This is a genomic window from Gammaproteobacteria bacterium, from assembly GCA_015709635.1.
In the GTDB taxonomy this organism is placed as follows: Bacteria; Pseudomonadota; Gammaproteobacteria; order Burkholderiales; family Nitrosomonadaceae; genus Nitrosomonas.
Genome location: CP054180.1, coordinates 181,111 through 195,531, shown reverse-complemented (window position 1 = coordinate 195,531; position 14,421 = coordinate 181,111). Strand labels below are relative to the sequence as shown.

Below are 14,421 nucleotides of genomic sequence, written 5' to 3'. Positions count from 1 at the left end.
AACTCCTTTAAAGAATGCAGTTCAAAGTTAACTGATACACCGTTAAACTTCGCTAAGGAAACACTGATTAATTCGGCGAACGAGATGAAATGCTCATTTACCTCTGGTAAATTGCGCTTTTTCACCTGATTCCGCTCCGCCTGCCATCGTTCGCTACCTTTTTCAGAGTTTCCCAAGAGTCTATTCATTAAACATGCAGGAGATGTAAAAAGGCATGAAAAGAGTCTCCCGGAGAAAAATAATCAAATTAAGCATACTGAGCGGCATTGTCGGCGCGCTTGGTGTTCACGGCAGCGTTGCCAAAGCATTGGCGCTGATGCCGACACCCGATGAAACCGCAGGGCCATTTTATCCGGTAAAAGATCAGCAAGACAAAGACGCCGATTTAACGCAAATCAAGGGTCATACCGCCATTGCGCAAGGTCGGCATATCGTTGTCAGCGGTCAAGTCCGGGATGTGGCCGGAGGCGCCATTGCCAGCGCAGCGATTGAGATCTGGCAGGCGGATGCCAACGGCCGCTACCATCATCCGCGCGATCCCAATCCGGCAAAGCCGGATGAAAATTTCCAGGGCTGGGCAGTTATCCATAGCGACGAGAACGGTTTTTTTCGTTTCAAAACCGTGATCCCCGGTGCTTATCCGGCCAGCGGAACCTGGATCCGGCCGCCGCATATTCATTTCAAAATTGCAAAACCCGGTTATCGCGCACTGACGACGCAAATGTATTTTCCCGATGAAAAGCTCAACAACAGCGATTTGTTGCTGAGCGCGAAATCGCCAGCGGAGCGTGCCGCGATGACTGCACGGCTGATCGCACAGCAAGGCAATCTGCCCGTTTACGAGTACAATATCGTTCTCGATTTATTCCGCAAGTAAAACATGACAACCAAACACAATAAATTGCTTATTCTGGGCTCCGGGCCCGCCGGTTATACCGCGGCGGTTTATGCCGCACGTGCCAATCTGAATCCGGTTTTGATCACCGGACTGGCGCAGGGCGGGCAATTGATGACCACGACCGATGTCGATAACTGGCCGGCCGATGCGCTGGGCGTGCAAGGGCCGGAATTGATGGAACGGTTTCAGAAACATGCCGAACGTTTTCATACCGAAATCATTTTCGATCACATCCATACCGCCAAGCTGACAGAAAAGCCGGTGACGTTGATCGGCGATCAGGGAACCTACACCTGCGATGCGCTCATTATCGCTACCGGCGCATCGGCACAATATCTTGGCTTGCCGTCGGAGGAAGCATTCATGGGGCGCGGCGTTTCCGGTTGCGCGACGTGCGACGGCTTTTTCTACAAAGGGCAGGATGTTGCCGTGATCGGCGGCGGCAATACCGCGGTGGAGGAGGCGCTTTATCTGGCCAACATCGCGCGCAACGTGACCGTGGTGCATCGCCGCGACCAGTTCCGTTCGGAAAAAATTCTGATCGACAAGCTGATGGAAAAAGTCCGCAATGGCAATATCAAGCTGGCATTGAATCACGTGCTGGAAGAGGTGCTCGGCGATCAATCCGGCGTTACCGGCATGCGCATCAAAAGCACGCAGGACAATTCCACGCAAACAATCGATTTACAAGGCGTGTTTATCGCCATCGGCCATAAACCCAATACCGATATTTTTACCGGCCAATTGCACATGGAAAATGGCTATATCGTCACACGCGGCGGCGGTCAGGGCAATGCCACGGCAACCAACATACCCGGCATATTCGCTGCGGGCGATGTGCAGGATCACATTTACCGCCAGGCGGTTACGAGCGCCGCGAGCGGCTGTATGGCGGCATTGGATGCGGAAAAATACCTGGACCACTTAAAGTGACGAAAGTACCGGAAGCCATACGGCAAGCAGTCAGTGACAGGAGATGACGCAAAAAGATTCCAGTCAGAATGACGATGATGCGGCATTGTTTCATGCCGCCATGCGCGATGTGGCGCCGCTGCCCGCCGCCAATAAAGCCGCGGTTGGTAACTCTCCCGTTGCTCCGGTTCCCCGCAGAAGAAAACAGCAGGAACAATTCGTTGCGGAAGATAGGCTCTCGGATCATATCGCTATCGAAATGGAAGCGGGCGATGATTGGTCCTATGTGCGCCCCGGTATGCCGCATCAAACGCTGCGGAAATTGCGGCGCGGTCATTGGGCAATTCAAGCGAATCTCGATCTGCACGGATTGACGCGCGACGAAGCCCGGCGGGAATTAAGCGTTTTCCTGGATGCATGCACACAAAGGGGGCTACGCTGTGTCCGAGTCATTCACGGCAAAGGACTCAGCTCGAAGAATCGCGAACCGGTTCTCAAAACCCGGATCGGAAACTGGCTGCTGCAACGCGCGGATGTGCTGGCTTTCTGTCAGGCCCGGGCGGAAGATGGCGGCGGTGGCGCTATTCTGATCCTGCTCAAGACTAAAGCGTAGATATTTTTACAGCGAAGGATTGGATTCCTGCGGAAAAGCTTTTTCGTATTTGCTTTGACACTCGATACAGCGCTGCGCGGCGGGTTGCGCCAGTAACCGCTCAAACCCGATTTCGTTGCCGCAATCGATGCAATCGCCGAATTCCAGCTCGTTGAGATACTCCATCGACATTTCCAGCTCGCGCATCTCGTTGATCTGCCGGTCGATCAGCGCCGTGTCGATGTCGTCGGGGCTATCATTGGAGTACTCATTCTGCTCGGAATCGCGCGTAGCTCTGGAATGCGACAATTCATTATTGACCCCTTCTTGCAATGCAAGATAACGTTTCTGCAGCGCTATTTTCAACTGCATGAGCTGATCTTCTGTGAATTTTGCCATTCTGTTCCTTCCTTTTTCTACTCGTTACATACTGTCCGAGATGCCGTTTCAAATTCTTGATTGAAGTCAAAACAACAGCACGGAGCCAGTTCAAGCCTTCCATCGGCCATCGTTATACCGCTTGCAAATGTTTTAAGTCTGCGATCACTTCGGCGGAGTTACGCGCCGCGCTGGCCGACAGATACATGCGGGCAATCTTACCCTGCGGATCGATCAGGAAGGTATTGCGCCTGGCAAACTTGATCACGCCGAGATTGACCAGGGAATGATAACGCGCCGCCGTTTCTGCCGTGGTATCCGCCAGCAGCGGAAATTGCAGTTGAAATTTTTTGGCGAAATCGGCATGACTGTTGGTATCGTCGACACTGACACCGGCCACTGCAGCGCCTAAATCCACCAATTCCTGCAGACCGTCACGAAATGCGCAAGCCTGTTTGGTGCAGCCGGGCGTGTCATCTTTCGGGTAAAAATACAGCGCCAGCCATTTACCGTGAAAATCAGCCAATGTATGTGTTTCCCCATGTTGATCGGTCAATTTGAAATCCGGTGCGGGCTGACCCGGTTCGAGCGATTTCTTGTTCGTGGAAAAAAACCAGAACATGAATCCCAATGCGAATACCGCTAAGATGATAGTGAACCATTCCATAATACTTTTCGTCCTTATTCGTTAAACGGGCGATGCACCGGCCAGGCCCACAACCGTAATAGTACGATTGCCAATACCGCCAGCAGGCTGGCGAACATAAACGCGGTGGCGGCACTGTATACTTGCCATATGACTCCGAACAGCAATCCTGCCGGGATGGCGGCGATACCGCTGACCAGATGATACCAGCCGAACGCGGTGCCCCGTTCATCCGGTGATGCATAATCGCTGATCAATGCACGCTCCGCGCCTTCGCTCAGCCCCATCAGCAAACCGTAAAAAATACTGACGAACCATAGCCCGGTATTGGTTGTAACTTGGCTCAACGCCCCAAACGACAGCGCCAGCGCGAACCAGCCGATCAGAATCAATGCGCCGCGCCCGAAATGATCGGCTAATTGCCCTCCCTGCGTGGAAGTAACCGCCTTGGCAAGATTCAGCGCGGCCCATAACAGTAGTAATTCAACAACGCCAACACCTAATTCATGACCGAATAGCAAAATAAAAGTTTCAGAAGCGCGTGCGAACGTAAACAGCATCAATACCCACAAGTAATGCCGCATCGCTACGGATAACGCCGACCAGCGCAGCGGCGGAAGCACACGCTGCGGCTCCATCGATTGAACAGGATTTGCTTTGGCTTCTTGCACGCCCGCCCCCAAAAGCGCTACTGCGACAAAACCGGGTACTGCCGACCACAGGATCACTTCACCCAAGCTCAACTCAGACCACGCCAGAATGGCCGCGGCCGTCAGAGCGCCTGCAACCGCCCCGGCGTTATCCAGTGCACGATGAAAGCCGAATGCATAACCACGAATCGGCGGCGGTGTCGCATCGGCGACCATGGCATCGCGCGGCGCACTGCGCAATCCCTTGCCGACACGGTCGATACTGCGCAGCAACAGTACAGTCACCCAGGAACCGGCTAGCCCGAGCAATGGGCGCGCGCAATTGGAAAGCGTATATCCGGCTAACGCCAAGCCTTTACGCCGCCCGCTCATGACATCGGAATGCCGCCCTGCCCATAACTTGAGAAAACAGGCCAGCGCATCCGCCACGCCTTCGATCAACCCCAGCACAACCGGCCCCGCCGCCAGCACAGTCGCCAGCAAGATCGGAATCAGCGGTATCACGATGTCCGAAGCGAAATCGTTGAAAAAACTGACGAATCCGAGAACGACAACGGTTCTCGGCAGTTTCTTCACAGCACCGGAGTGTGCAGCATCGGGTTGATCAAGTTTATTCATAGCGTGATATTAGCGTAAAATGCCGGGTCCGCCCTGGTAGCTCAGTGGATAGAGCAACCCCCTCCTAAGGGGTAGGTCGCACGTTCGATTCGTGTTCAGGGCGCCAATGAATCAATATGTTATATGAATAATAGTTCTCTACAATCAATTGGTGCCACACTGGTACCACGCTGAGAAAAAATATCAAACAAATAAAAACACTCCAGTAATAGCGTTTACCAGAAAACTATTAAAAACAATGCATCATAATGATTCATAATCAGCTGATGGTAGCGGATTGATTTAGCTGGAAATACTTTAAACATGCATCAGCTAATTGATTTAATGAAATGCATTTTCTGTAATTCAGACCCGATCTGACAGGCACATCATCAAATCGGGTAACTGTCAGATCAAGTCTGCGGCCTGTTGAAAAACCTCTGATACTACGTTGAGTTGATAATAAAATAGACTTCACTATCGACCACCGGTAAAGATCAATGCAAGGCAAACAAACGCATCAACGGGAATTATTCTCGACGATAGATCTAGAGAGCTTTATTCCCAAAGATCATTTATTAAGGAAGGTCGATAAGCTACTGGATTTGGAGTTTTTGTATGGCCTGACCGAAGAACTCTACTGCGTAGACAATGGACGAACCTCCATTGATCCCGTATTGTTTTTTCGGATGCAGCTGATCAGTTACTTGTTTGGGATTGAGTCTGACCGTCAGCTTTGCCGTGATGTTCACCTGAATCTGGCGTATCGTTGGTTTTGCCGGATTCCCTATACCAGTCTGTACCTCACCACTCCTCATTAACCCGTATACGAGACAGAATGGGAGAATCCAGATACCAGCAAATATTTAAACTGATGTTGCTGCAATGGCAAAAGCAGGGTCGATTCACCGGCAAGCAGATTGTTGTTGATGCGACGCTCGTGAAGGCTAATGCCTCCATGGATTCCCTGGTAAAGCGCGAGAATGCTGATCCTAATGCCAGAGTTTTAAAGCAGTATGAGAAGCGGTATCATGATTTTCAGCATGGAAAACGCAAACGCCGAGTGGCTAATCAGACTCATGTCAGTGCCTCAGACCCAGATGCCACTATGGTCTATCGTAAAGGTACTGATGGTGGTCTTAAGTACAAGGTTCACTATAGTGCTGATGTAAAGACACGGATTATTACTGATTGTTATACCACGACGGGCTCTACTCATGAGGGCCCCATACTCCCTGACAGAATCGACTATTTATGTAATGAGATGGGTTTTGATGTTCAAGAAGTGATTGCTGATCGTGGATATGGTCGGGGGCCAACTTATAGTGCGTTTAGGCAACGCAAGATACGCACTTATATACCGCTGCACGATGCCCGTCTTGGCAAAGGCAAACTTACGCCCACTGAGTTCAGGTATCACAGTGAGACTGATCGATACCAATGTCCAGAGGGGTATTTTCTCTACCCTTATGAGAAATTGGATAACGGGATGATCAAACGATACCGAATCACTGGCGGGCACTGTCGCCAGTGCCCCAGGCGAGCAGATTGCTTACCCGAGTCGGCCAAAACAGGGCTCGGTTTGTCTATCGAAGTCCACATCAGCATGAAATTGACAAGGTTCGTGTACGGCAAGAAACCAGAGCTTTTATCAGCAAGATGATATTGCGCAAATGGACGATCGAAGGATTATTCGCTGAAGCCAAGCAGTTTCACGGACTAAGACGTGCCCGTTACCGGGGATTACAGAAAGTATCGATTCAGGCTCTGATGACCGCAATGGCCCAAAACATTAAGCGAATCGTCAAGCAATCGCCAAGTATTTATTGGCTTTTGAAAAAATATCTGTCTCTCCGAGAAGAAATATTGAAAGTACAAAATTATCTAAATTACTTTAGACGCATACCAAAATTTTTTCCACATGAAGCAGTCTCGGCATAAAACTGGCTTTTTCAACAGGCCGTCTGAATTACTACAGCTTAGGCTGCCCACTTCCTGCCATGACTGGCATATTCCAGCACCAAATAAAACACGTTGTCGCATTTCTCGCGGAATAGCACCCGATCATAGCTTTCCGGTAAATTGCTATCCAGCACCTGCTCGACTGCCGAGCGCACCATTTTCTGAGTTTGATTATCTTTATACCAATCCTGCACCAATACTTTGGGGTGTTCTTGCAAAAGGCGATGCAGCAGTGACTTCGCAGCAAGCCGGACTTTCTGCGTTTCCTCTTGCGTCATCTTGTCTTTTTTCAGCAAATCGAAGAGCTCCAGTTCATCCTCGGTTAACCCTTCGCGAATGTGACGCTCATCCTCCGCGCGCAAATCCTCGGTGAATTGCATCAGATCTTCATAGTAATTTTCGGTCGATGAACCGCCAGCGTTGTAGGTGTCAATAATCTGCTGCAAGCGCTGGGCAAAATCTGTTCGCGTTGCATTCTGTTGCAGCATCAATTCCAGTTTATGTTGCAAGAATGCGCGCAGGTCGGCGATCTCGATATGCTTGTACGGCGCTTGCTTGAATTCCTCGCGTAATTTGTCGAAATTGATTTTGCTCAAATCCCAGGTTTTGCCCTTCTGAATAATCTGATATTCCGCATCTTTCTGTTGTGCTTTATGCGCTTCCGCGCCATCTACCACTACACTTTCATCCAGCAGCTCGGCAATCTTTAAGCTGATCGCGTCGATATCCTTCTGTTCGATATGCGCTTCGATCACGCCCCGCAAATACTGAAACGCAGCCACCTCGCGCCCTTTGTTGCGTCCTAGAACCTCCGGCTTACACGCCTCATACAGCGACGTGATGGTGTTCTCATACACGTTGAAACTCTTGCGCCATTCATCGTTTGCCAGCAAGGTGTTAGCAAAAGACTCAAATCGCCCGACCTGTTTGAATACATCATCGCTACCCAGCACCTCGCGCAATGCAACCGCCTTTTCGTGGCAAAACGCAAAGCCTTGTTCAATCGCTTCGTCCAGCAAACGAAACAGCTTCGCTTTTTCCTTGACCGGCGGTTCGGTCTCGTCGCCGCCTTGCGCGTAATCTTTCAGCGCCAGTTTCATATTGCGGAATACATTGTAGTAATCCACGATTTCGCCATTGCGCTTCTCCACTTCGTTGATCTTCCACGATGTCACGCGATTGGCGCGAGCGATGGTCTGCATCAGCGTATGGCCTTGCATCGGTTTGTCGAGATATAAAGTGGAAAGTGTCGGCGCATCAAAGCCGGTCAGCCACATGGCGCAGACAAACACCAATTGCAGCGGATGTTCCGGATCTTTGTAGTTGTATTCAATATCGTGCCCATGTTCATCCAGCTTATCCATGCGTTCGCGATGCGGTTTGATGGCCAAGCCCTGCGCGGCAAATTTTTCTTCCTCACCCGCGTCTCCGCTAATCACCACGGCCATTTCAACAGAACGCATGAATTCAACGAGCTGCTCCAGACGCCGCTTCTCAATTTCGCTGGCGGTTTTGCTGATAGTCCCTTTCAGGCTTCTTATCTCTTCCTTCCACAGCCGCTGCACTTTATCGTACATCTTCACGGCGGTGAATTTATCCACCGACACCACCAGCCCTTTACCAAGATAACCGCGCCGGGGGAAGTGATAGACGATGTCCTTCGCGATTTTTTCCAGCCGGTCGTCGCGTTTGATGACTTCTATTTCCGTGGAGAAACGCTTCTCCAGCTTAGCCTGCTGCGCCTCATCCAGATTCTCATCTTCCAGAATCTGGTAAAACTCCTCGCTCAATCCCTCGTTCTGGATCAACACCTCCGGCACGCGTTTCTGGTAAAACAGCGGCACTGTCGCACCGTCATCCATCGATTGTTGAAAATTGTATTCCGACACATAACCGCCGAACCACGCATTGGTTTTGCGTTCTCGCCCGAGCAGCGGCGTGCCGGTAAATGCCAGATAGTTCGCTCTGGGCAGCCCCTTGCGCATGTTTTCCGCCAGCGACTTGTATTGCGTGCGGTGCGCCTCGTCGACGATCACGATGATATCGTTTCGCGCTGAGAGCTCGGGATATTCCCGGCCTTTGTCCCAGCGGAATTTCTGGATCAGCGTGAAAACGATGCGTTTGTTCTGCCCGAGGAATTTTCGCATCTCCTCGCTGTTCTTCGGTTGTGCCGCCTCGGCCTCACTCACCGTGCGGGTGTTGAGGAAATTACGATAAATCTGTCCATCCAGATCGTCGCGATCGGTCACCACGACGAAAGTAAAATTGCCGGTCTGCTTGCGGAAGATTTTGCGCGCGTAAAAAATCATCGAAAAACTTTTGCCCGATCCCTGCGTATGCCAGAACACCCCTAGTTTGCCTGCCAGTTCCTCACGTTGAAGGAAAACGTCATACGCGCGATTCACGCCGATAAACTGATGGTTCTGCGCGATGATTTTCTGCGTGTCCTTGTAATAGAGAACGAAATTCTCCACGTAATCCAGCAACTTTTGCTGCGGCAACAGGCCCTCGATGACACCTTCCAGGCTGGTGCCTTGCGCACGGATTGCCGCGCGGTCAATTTTCTGTTTCTCATCATCGGCGCGCAGCCAGTTGAAATAATGCTCCCACTGCGCCGTGATGCTGCCGACTCTGGTTTCGACGGCGTTGGACAGCACGCAAAACGCATTGGTCAGGAAAAGCTGCGGAATCTCCGCCTTGTAATTCGTCAGATTGTCGTCATAAGCGTTGCGTAGCTTCACATTCGAATTTTTTAGTTCGATGAACACCAGCGGAATACCGTTCACGTACAGCAACACATCCGGGCGGCGGAAACCGCGCTCGCCCTTGATCCACAGTTGCGTCACGACCAGAAAGCGGTTATTGCCCGGCACGTTAAAGTCCAGCAAGCGCACGCGCTCCTGCTGAGACTGTCCCTGCGCATTGTCAAACGTTACCGGAATGCCGTCGCGCAACAGGCCGTAGATTTCCTGGTTTGCCGCAATCAACGTCATCGCCTGCCGCCGCTCGCACAGTTTTTCCAAAGCACTCTCGATGGCTTCTCGTGGAATATCCGGGTTCAAACGGAGCGCGGCTTCGCGCAGCCGATCCACCAAGATCACATCGCGTTTGCTGGCGCGGTTTGAACCGTCGTTCAAATCTTCCGCGTTTTCCGTATGGCAATCGAGCGCGTCGAAGCCGTGCAGATGCTGGAGCTTTTGCACCAGCGCTTGCTCGATCTGATCTTCGGAAATAAAGTTAGGCATTCAGTTTTCTATCCGGATTTATTTTGCTTTAACTTAATCGTCGTCTAAGTTAAGGGAAAGCGGTTTCCCTTAACTAGTGAACAAGCTTAAGTAACGATCAAACACGTAAGCGCGTCCTCGTTGCTGTCCGGTAATTTCCTGCAACAACCCTAATTGTTCGAAATCCCGGATCAAGGCATTCGCTGTTGGCGGACTGACGGACAGATTTCGTTCAATGTCAGCCGCTGACACAATGGGCTTACGATACAATAAATTCAACAACTGCCGCGCATTGGCGGCGCGTTTGCCCAATGTCAGCACAGCGAGTTCCACCTCGGTGCGTAGAGTCAATACCTGCCGGAATACGTCGCGTCCCTTGGTGGCGGTTTCCGCTATGCCTTGCAGAAAGAAACGCACCCAATGAATCAGGTCGTTCGATACCCGCACACCCATCAGCGCATCATAATAACTCGCCCGGTTGCGCTCGAAAAAATCAGACAAATACAACGAAGGCTTCTCCAGCAAGCCATGGCTAACCAGATACAAAGGGATCAGCAAACGGCCAATACGGCCATTGCCGTCCAGAAACGGATGGATGGTTTCAAACTGATAATGACTGATCGCCACGCGGATCAAGTGCGGTACGACAATTGCCTCATTGTGCCAAAACGCTTCCAGATCGCTCATCAAGTCAGGCACGCCATCCGGATGGGAAGGAATAAACGCGGCATCCGCTAGGCTGGAGCCGCCGATCCAGTTCTGGCTGGTGCGAAACTCGCCCGGCAGCTTATGCTCGCCGCGCACCCCGCGCATGAGGATTTCATGCGTTTGTTTCAGCAGCCGGTTCGACAGCGGCAGATGTTTTAATTCAGCAACCGCGCTATTCACCGCGTCGATGTAATTACGCACCTCGCGCCAGTCATTGCGCTTTTCCGGTTGAATCTGATCTTCCGACATCAGCGCCTCGTCGATACCGGTCTGCGTGCCCTCAATCCGGCTGGAAGTCTGCGCCTCCTTCACCACGTGCATTTGAATGAACAGGTCAATGTCCGGCACGATCAAAGAAAAAGCGTTCAATTCCCCGAGCGCCCGGTTGGCCGCTTCCAGCAGGGTATTGATGGTGGCATCTTCCCATACCCACTCATGGTTCACCGGTACCGGCTCGAAACTTTTGTACTGATAACGCTGCTGCCAAGCACCGGCTTTAAATGTTTCAAATTTCATGGGCGATCCTCCATGCCGGGCGGGAACCGGATGTCGAGATGCTCGACGGCAAGTTTGCCGGAGATCAGGCGGGGAAGTAATTGATCTCTCGTCTGTCTCAAATTGGCTTGTACTCTTGCCAATAAACTTGTATCGAATGAATCGAGTATTTGAAGATCAATATTCTCGTGAAAAAAAATCAGATGCCTATCTAACAAGCGCTCGGCTTGTAAGTTAGCGATACCATTTGTGGCAACATTTTGGAAATATTCAAATAAGCCCTGTTCAAATAGTAGCCTGAAATTTAGTGAAAGGAGCTTTGAATGCTTGGTATTTTTGGGGCGAATCAACTTGCAAAAACTGGCACAGATCGCATCTCCATCGAATAGATCTAGCAAATGCTGTGTTATCAGCAACGATTTCCCGGCAGTGCGGGACTGATGGTTAACGGAATTTTCAACAATCAAATCCCCAACTCTGAGTTTTCGGCTACGCAGACTTGAATCCTTTACGTAACGAAGCGGAACTGAAGAAATATTACCTTGCAGAACACCTTCAAAATCAGTACCTCTAATAACGTACACTGGATTTGCGAACTTCGAACCTTGCATATCCTCTCCCCAGTCTCCGCCAATATATTCCTGAACAAAATCTCGGAGCGGACGACTCTCCAACTTTATCTTCTTGTGACCGGGAAAGCGCAGGCGCACAAACCATTCGCGATAGATTTCCTCGGCCATCTTTTCCAGCAGCGCGATGCGCCGCTGGCTGTTTTCGATCAGCTCATCGTAGGCGGAAAGAATCGCCGCTATTTTTTGCTGCTGATCGTAGTCGGGAATTCGAAAACGCAAACTTAGAAGTTTTCCCTGGCTCAAGTTATCCTGCGTCGTACCTTGGGAAATTAACTGCATTTCCTTCTTATAAGTATCTAAACAATACTTGATAAACCTTACTTCGGATTTTCCTTTTTCTGGAATAAATCCGATGATGCTATCTGGGAAACAGGCGGGAATTTTTAAAATAGCCGTATCAGCGATATTTGCAGCAATAGTGATGCAAAGCGTTCCAGGCTGCCAAAGTTTGCTTTGTGCGAGTCCCTTTTCGCTGTATGTCTGCACGTATTCAGTAATATAAAAATTGGCGTGTTTCACATCACCAGTTTGAATAAATGGATAGGAGCCACCGTAAAGCTCAGGCGCATTTCTGGGGCGGTGCTTGGATTTTCCGCGATTCACTGTACCAACTTCAGTGAGCTTTCTGAATTGTGATTCATATTGCTTCATAGATCGCCAGCTATCGCAGAAATATTGTGCGTAATAACAGATTCGAGCTTGCTCGCTTGTTTATTGAGAGCAAGCAACTCATCATTCATCGCCAGCAATTCCGCGATAAATTCCTCCTCGCTTTTGCCATCCTCCTCAATCACCACACCGACATAGCGCCCCGGATTCAGCGAATAATCCTGTTCTTTGATTTCTTCGAGCGTGGCGAGTTTGCACAGGCCGGTGACGTCTTCATATTGCGCATTGGGAAAGCGTTCCTGCAGCCAATGGATATGCTGAAAGTAAATTTCCGCGCTTTTCACATCCTGATGCAGTTCTTCCAGCGCGGATTTGAGCGCTTTTGTTCTGCGGTCAGTTGCGGTGCGCTTGCCTTCCCGCTGCGCCTGCCCGGTTTGCTGTTTTTCATGATGGCGCACGGTCTTGTCCAGGCGCTTCAAGCCTTCGTGCAGTGCGGCGAAGAATGGATCGAATGCATTGCGCAACTGGTGTTGTGCCTGGTTTTTCTTGTCGATTTCTGCGGCAATCGCATGTTCTTTGCGATATTGCGCGTAATGGGTCTGTAGCTTTTCCAGTTCTCTCCAATGCTGTAACAGTTCACTCACCGCTTGTTTGCCACCCGCGTCGTCCAGTACATCAAGCAATTGCGCGCAGACCGGTTCGATCTTTTCGTTGTTTTCGATCAGCCGCTCCATACCGGCAGCAAAATAGCGATCGATGAGCTGCACGAATTTTTCGCGCTGGCCTTTGTGCAGGTGGCTGATGACGGCGATGTTTTGAATGTGTTCCTCGCTGAATTCGCGGTGGGCGCGGTCGATCTGGGTGAAAATGTTGCGCGCGTCGATGAACAGAATCCTGTCGTCGCTTTTGGCTTTGTCGAAAAACCACAGCGTGGCAGGCAGCGTGACGGTGTAGAACATGTTCGACGGCAGTGTCAACATAGCGTAGATCAAGTTCTGCTCGATCAGCGTTTTGCGGATGTCGGCTTCGGAATGGCGCGCATCGGAGGCGGAATTCGCCATGACCAATGCGGCGCGGCCTTGCGGTTTGAGCGAAGTGGCGAACAGGCTGATCCACAGGTAGTTGCCGTTCGGCACGGTTTCCTTGCCTTCGTCGGCTTTCTTCACTTTCGATTTGTTGCGCGGGATGCCATAGGTGTTAAAACGCCGGTCCTTTTCCACGCTGGAAAGGCTCACGTCGTCGACGTTGAACGGCGGATTGGCGAGCACGTAATCGAATGCGCCGAAGCTATCATACGGGTCTTCGTAATAGGTGTTGGCCTGCTTGATTTCGCCGCGCAGGCCGTTGACGGCGAGGTTCATCTTGGCGAGCTTGACGGTGTCCTGGGTTTTTTCTTGGCCGCAGACATACACGCCGCTGTCCGCGCCTTTCAATTCCTCGCGATGCGCTTCGATGAACTGTGCGGATTGCACGAACATGCCGCCGGAGCCGCAGGCGGGATCGAACACCTTGCCGCCATGCGGTTCGATGATCTCGACCATCAGGCGCACCACCGAGCGCGGTGTGAAGAACTCGCCGCCTTTCTGGCCTTCGCTGCGGGCGAATTCGGACAGGAAGTATTCGTAAATCTGCCCGAACAAATCGCCGGTCGCATTGGCGGGAATATCCGCGAACGTTCTCAGCAATTGTTGCGGAATGGTTTTGTCGGTGCGCGTCAGCGCGGCGTATTCGTCCTTCGGCAGCACGCCTTCGAGTTCCGGCTTGTATTCCTCGATGGCCTTCATCGCTTCCTTGAGCGCCTTGGCGATATCCTTTTCTTCCGGCAGATTCAGCAGATAATCGTAACGGGTATGGTTGGGCAGGTAAAAACCGCATTTCTCGATGGCGATTTCAGAAACCGGTTTCTCGCGACGGGTACCCTGCAATTGCTGATATTCGGCGAGAATGGCCTGCTCGTGGCGGCGGTAATTGTTGTCGGCAAATTTGAGGAAGATCAGCCCCAGCACCGGGGTCGCATATTCGCTCGATTTCAGATCGGAATTTGCGCGCAGTTTGTCAGCAGCACTCCACAAATCAGCTTCGAGTTTTTTTAGTTGATCTTTGTTCATGAGCTATTGG

Annotated in this window: 13 protein-coding genes and 1 tRNA gene; 7 read left to right on the top strand and 7 right to left on the bottom strand. The window is 51.1% G+C overall.

Going from position 1 to position 14,421, the window contains the following annotated elements; translation table 11 throughout:
- Positions 1–214 precede the first annotated feature (214 nt).
- Genes HRU78_00955 through HRU78_00945 form a run of 3 tightly spaced genes read left to right on the top strand, consistent with a single transcriptional unit; the run spans position 215 to position 2,423 of the window.
- A complete protein-coding gene (locus HRU78_00955; GenBank protein ID QOJ22385.1) occupies positions 215–877 on the top strand; it encodes a protocatechuate 3,4-dioxygenase in 663 nt (220 codons plus the stop codon).
- Between the two features lie 3 nt (positions 878–880).
- Entirely contained in the window at positions 881–1,831 is a 951-nt protein-coding gene (trxB, locus tag HRU78_00950; GenBank protein QOJ22384.1) for a thioredoxin-disulfide reductase, read from the top strand.
- 43 nt (positions 1,832–1,874) lie between these two features.
- Positions 1,875–2,423: a Smr/MutS family protein gene (locus HRU78_00945; GenBank protein ID QOJ22383.1), complete on the top strand. Its 549-nt coding sequence runs from the start codon at positions 1,875–1,877 to the stop codon at positions 2,421–2,423.
- Between the two features lie 6 nt (positions 2,424–2,429).
- On the opposite strand, the gene HRU78_00940 is transcribed toward HRU78_00945, so the two are convergent.
- The 3 genes from HRU78_00940 to HRU78_00930 all read right to left on the bottom strand — a co-directional run bounded on the left by HRU78_00940 (position 2,430) and on the right by HRU78_00930 (position 4,694).
- Positions 2,430–2,801, bottom strand: coding sequence for a TraR/DksA family transcriptional regulator (locus tag HRU78_00940; protein QOJ22382.1), 372 nt, complete (start codon positions 2,799–2,801; stop codon positions 2,430–2,432).
- A 112-nt stretch (positions 2,802–2,913) separates the two neighbouring features.
- Positions 2,914–3,447 carry a peroxiredoxin gene (locus HRU78_00935; GenBank protein ID QOJ22381.1) on the bottom strand — a complete coding sequence of 178 codons (534 nt, stop codon included), beginning with the start codon at positions 3,445–3,447 and terminating at the stop codon, positions 2,914–2,916.
- A 14-nt stretch (positions 3,448–3,461) separates the two neighbouring features.
- Positions 3,462–4,694: an MFS transporter gene (locus HRU78_00930; protein QOJ22380.1), complete on the bottom strand. Its 1,233-nt coding sequence runs from the start codon at positions 4,692–4,694 to the stop codon at positions 3,462–3,464.
- 30 nt (positions 4,695–4,724) lie between these two features.
- Here HRU78_00930 and HRU78_00925 point away from each other — a divergent pair.
- The 4 genes from HRU78_00925 to HRU78_00910 all read left to right on the top strand — a co-directional run bounded on the left by HRU78_00925 (position 4,725) and on the right by HRU78_00910 (position 6,614).
- Positions 4,725–4,800 (top strand) — tRNA-Arg (locus HRU78_00925).
- Positions 4,801–5,173: 373 nt separating this feature from the next.
- Entirely contained in the window at positions 5,174–5,494 is a 321-nt protein-coding gene (locus HRU78_00920; GenBank protein ID QOJ22379.1) for a transposase, read from the top strand.
- 17 nt (positions 5,495–5,511) lie between these two features.
- Positions 5,512–6,336 carry a transposase gene (locus tag HRU78_00915; GenBank protein ID QOJ22378.1) on the top strand — a complete coding sequence of 275 codons (825 nt, stop codon included), beginning with the start codon at positions 5,512–5,514 and terminating at the stop codon, positions 6,334–6,336.
- Complete coding sequence (locus HRU78_00910) at positions 6,222–6,614, top strand: transposase (protein ID QOJ22377.1); 393 nt, start codon at positions 6,222–6,224, stop codon at positions 6,612–6,614. The genes HRU78_00915 and HRU78_00910 overlap by 115 nt, the downstream gene beginning before the upstream one ends.
- 38 nt (positions 6,615–6,652) lie before the next feature.
- Here HRU78_00910 and HRU78_00905 read toward each other — a convergent pair whose 3' ends face one another.
- The 4 genes from HRU78_00905 to HRU78_00890 all read right to left on the bottom strand — a co-directional run bounded on the left by HRU78_00905 (position 6,653) and on the right by HRU78_00890 (position 14,411).
- On the bottom strand, positions 6,653–9,880 hold the full coding sequence (locus HRU78_00905; protein ID QOJ22376.1) for a type I restriction endonuclease subunit R: 3,228 nt from the start codon (positions 9,878–9,880) through the stop codon (positions 6,653–6,655).
- A 69-nt stretch (positions 9,881–9,949) separates the two neighbouring features.
- Positions 9,950–11,083, bottom strand: coding sequence for a Fic family protein (locus HRU78_00900; GenBank protein QOJ22375.1), 1,134 nt, complete (start codon positions 11,081–11,083; stop codon positions 9,950–9,952).
- Entirely contained in the window at positions 11,080–12,345 is a 1,266-nt protein-coding gene (locus HRU78_00895) for a restriction endonuclease subunit S (GenBank protein QOJ22374.1), read from the bottom strand. Before HRU78_00895 ends, HRU78_00900 begins: the two co-directional genes overlap by 4 nt.
- Entirely contained in the window at positions 12,342–14,411 is a 2,070-nt protein-coding gene (locus tag HRU78_00890; protein QOJ22373.1) for an SAM-dependent DNA methyltransferase, read from the bottom strand. The genes HRU78_00895 and HRU78_00890 overlap by 4 nt, the downstream gene beginning before the upstream one ends.
- Between the last annotated feature and the right edge of the window lie 10 nt (positions 14,412–14,421).

Coding starts and splice junctions, on each gene's coding strand:
- HRU78_00955 (QOJ22385.1), top strand. CDS start 215: ATGAAAAGAGTCTCCCGGAGAAAAATAATCAAATTAAGCATACTGAGC.
- trxB (QOJ22384.1), top strand. CDS start 881: ATGACAACCAAACACAATAAATTGCTTATTCTGGGCTCCGGGCCCGCC.
- HRU78_00945 (QOJ22383.1), top strand. CDS start 1,875: ATGACGCAAAAAGATTCCAGTCAGAATGACGATGATGCGGCATTGTTT.
- HRU78_00940 (QOJ22382.1), bottom strand. CDS start 2,801: ATGGCAAAATTCACAGAAGATCAGCTCATGCAGTTGAAAATAGCGCTG.
- HRU78_00935 (QOJ22381.1), bottom strand. CDS start 3,447: ATGGAATGGTTCACTATCATCTTAGCGGTATTCGCATTGGGATTCATG.
- HRU78_00930 (QOJ22380.1), bottom strand. CDS start 4,694: ATGAATAAACTTGATCAACCCGATGCTGCACACTCCGGTGCTGTGAAG.
- HRU78_00920 (QOJ22379.1), top strand. CDS start 5,174: ATGCAAGGCAAACAAACGCATCAACGGGAATTATTCTCGACGATAGAT.
- HRU78_00915 (QOJ22378.1), top strand. CDS start 5,512: ATGGGAGAATCCAGATACCAGCAAATATTTAAACTGATGTTGCTGCAA.
- HRU78_00905 (QOJ22376.1), bottom strand. CDS start 9,880: ATGCCTAACTTTATTTCCGAAGATCAGATCGAGCAAGCGCTGGTGCAA.
- HRU78_00900 (QOJ22375.1), bottom strand. CDS start 11,083: ATGAAATTTGAAACATTTAAAGCCGGTGCTTGGCAGCAGCGTTATCAG.
- HRU78_00895 (QOJ22374.1), bottom strand. CDS start 12,345: ATGAAGCAATATGAATCACAATTCAGAAAGCTCACTGAAGTTGGTACA.
- HRU78_00890 (QOJ22373.1), bottom strand. CDS start 14,411: ATGAACAAAGATCAACTAAAAAAACTCGAAGCTGATTTGTGGAGTGCT.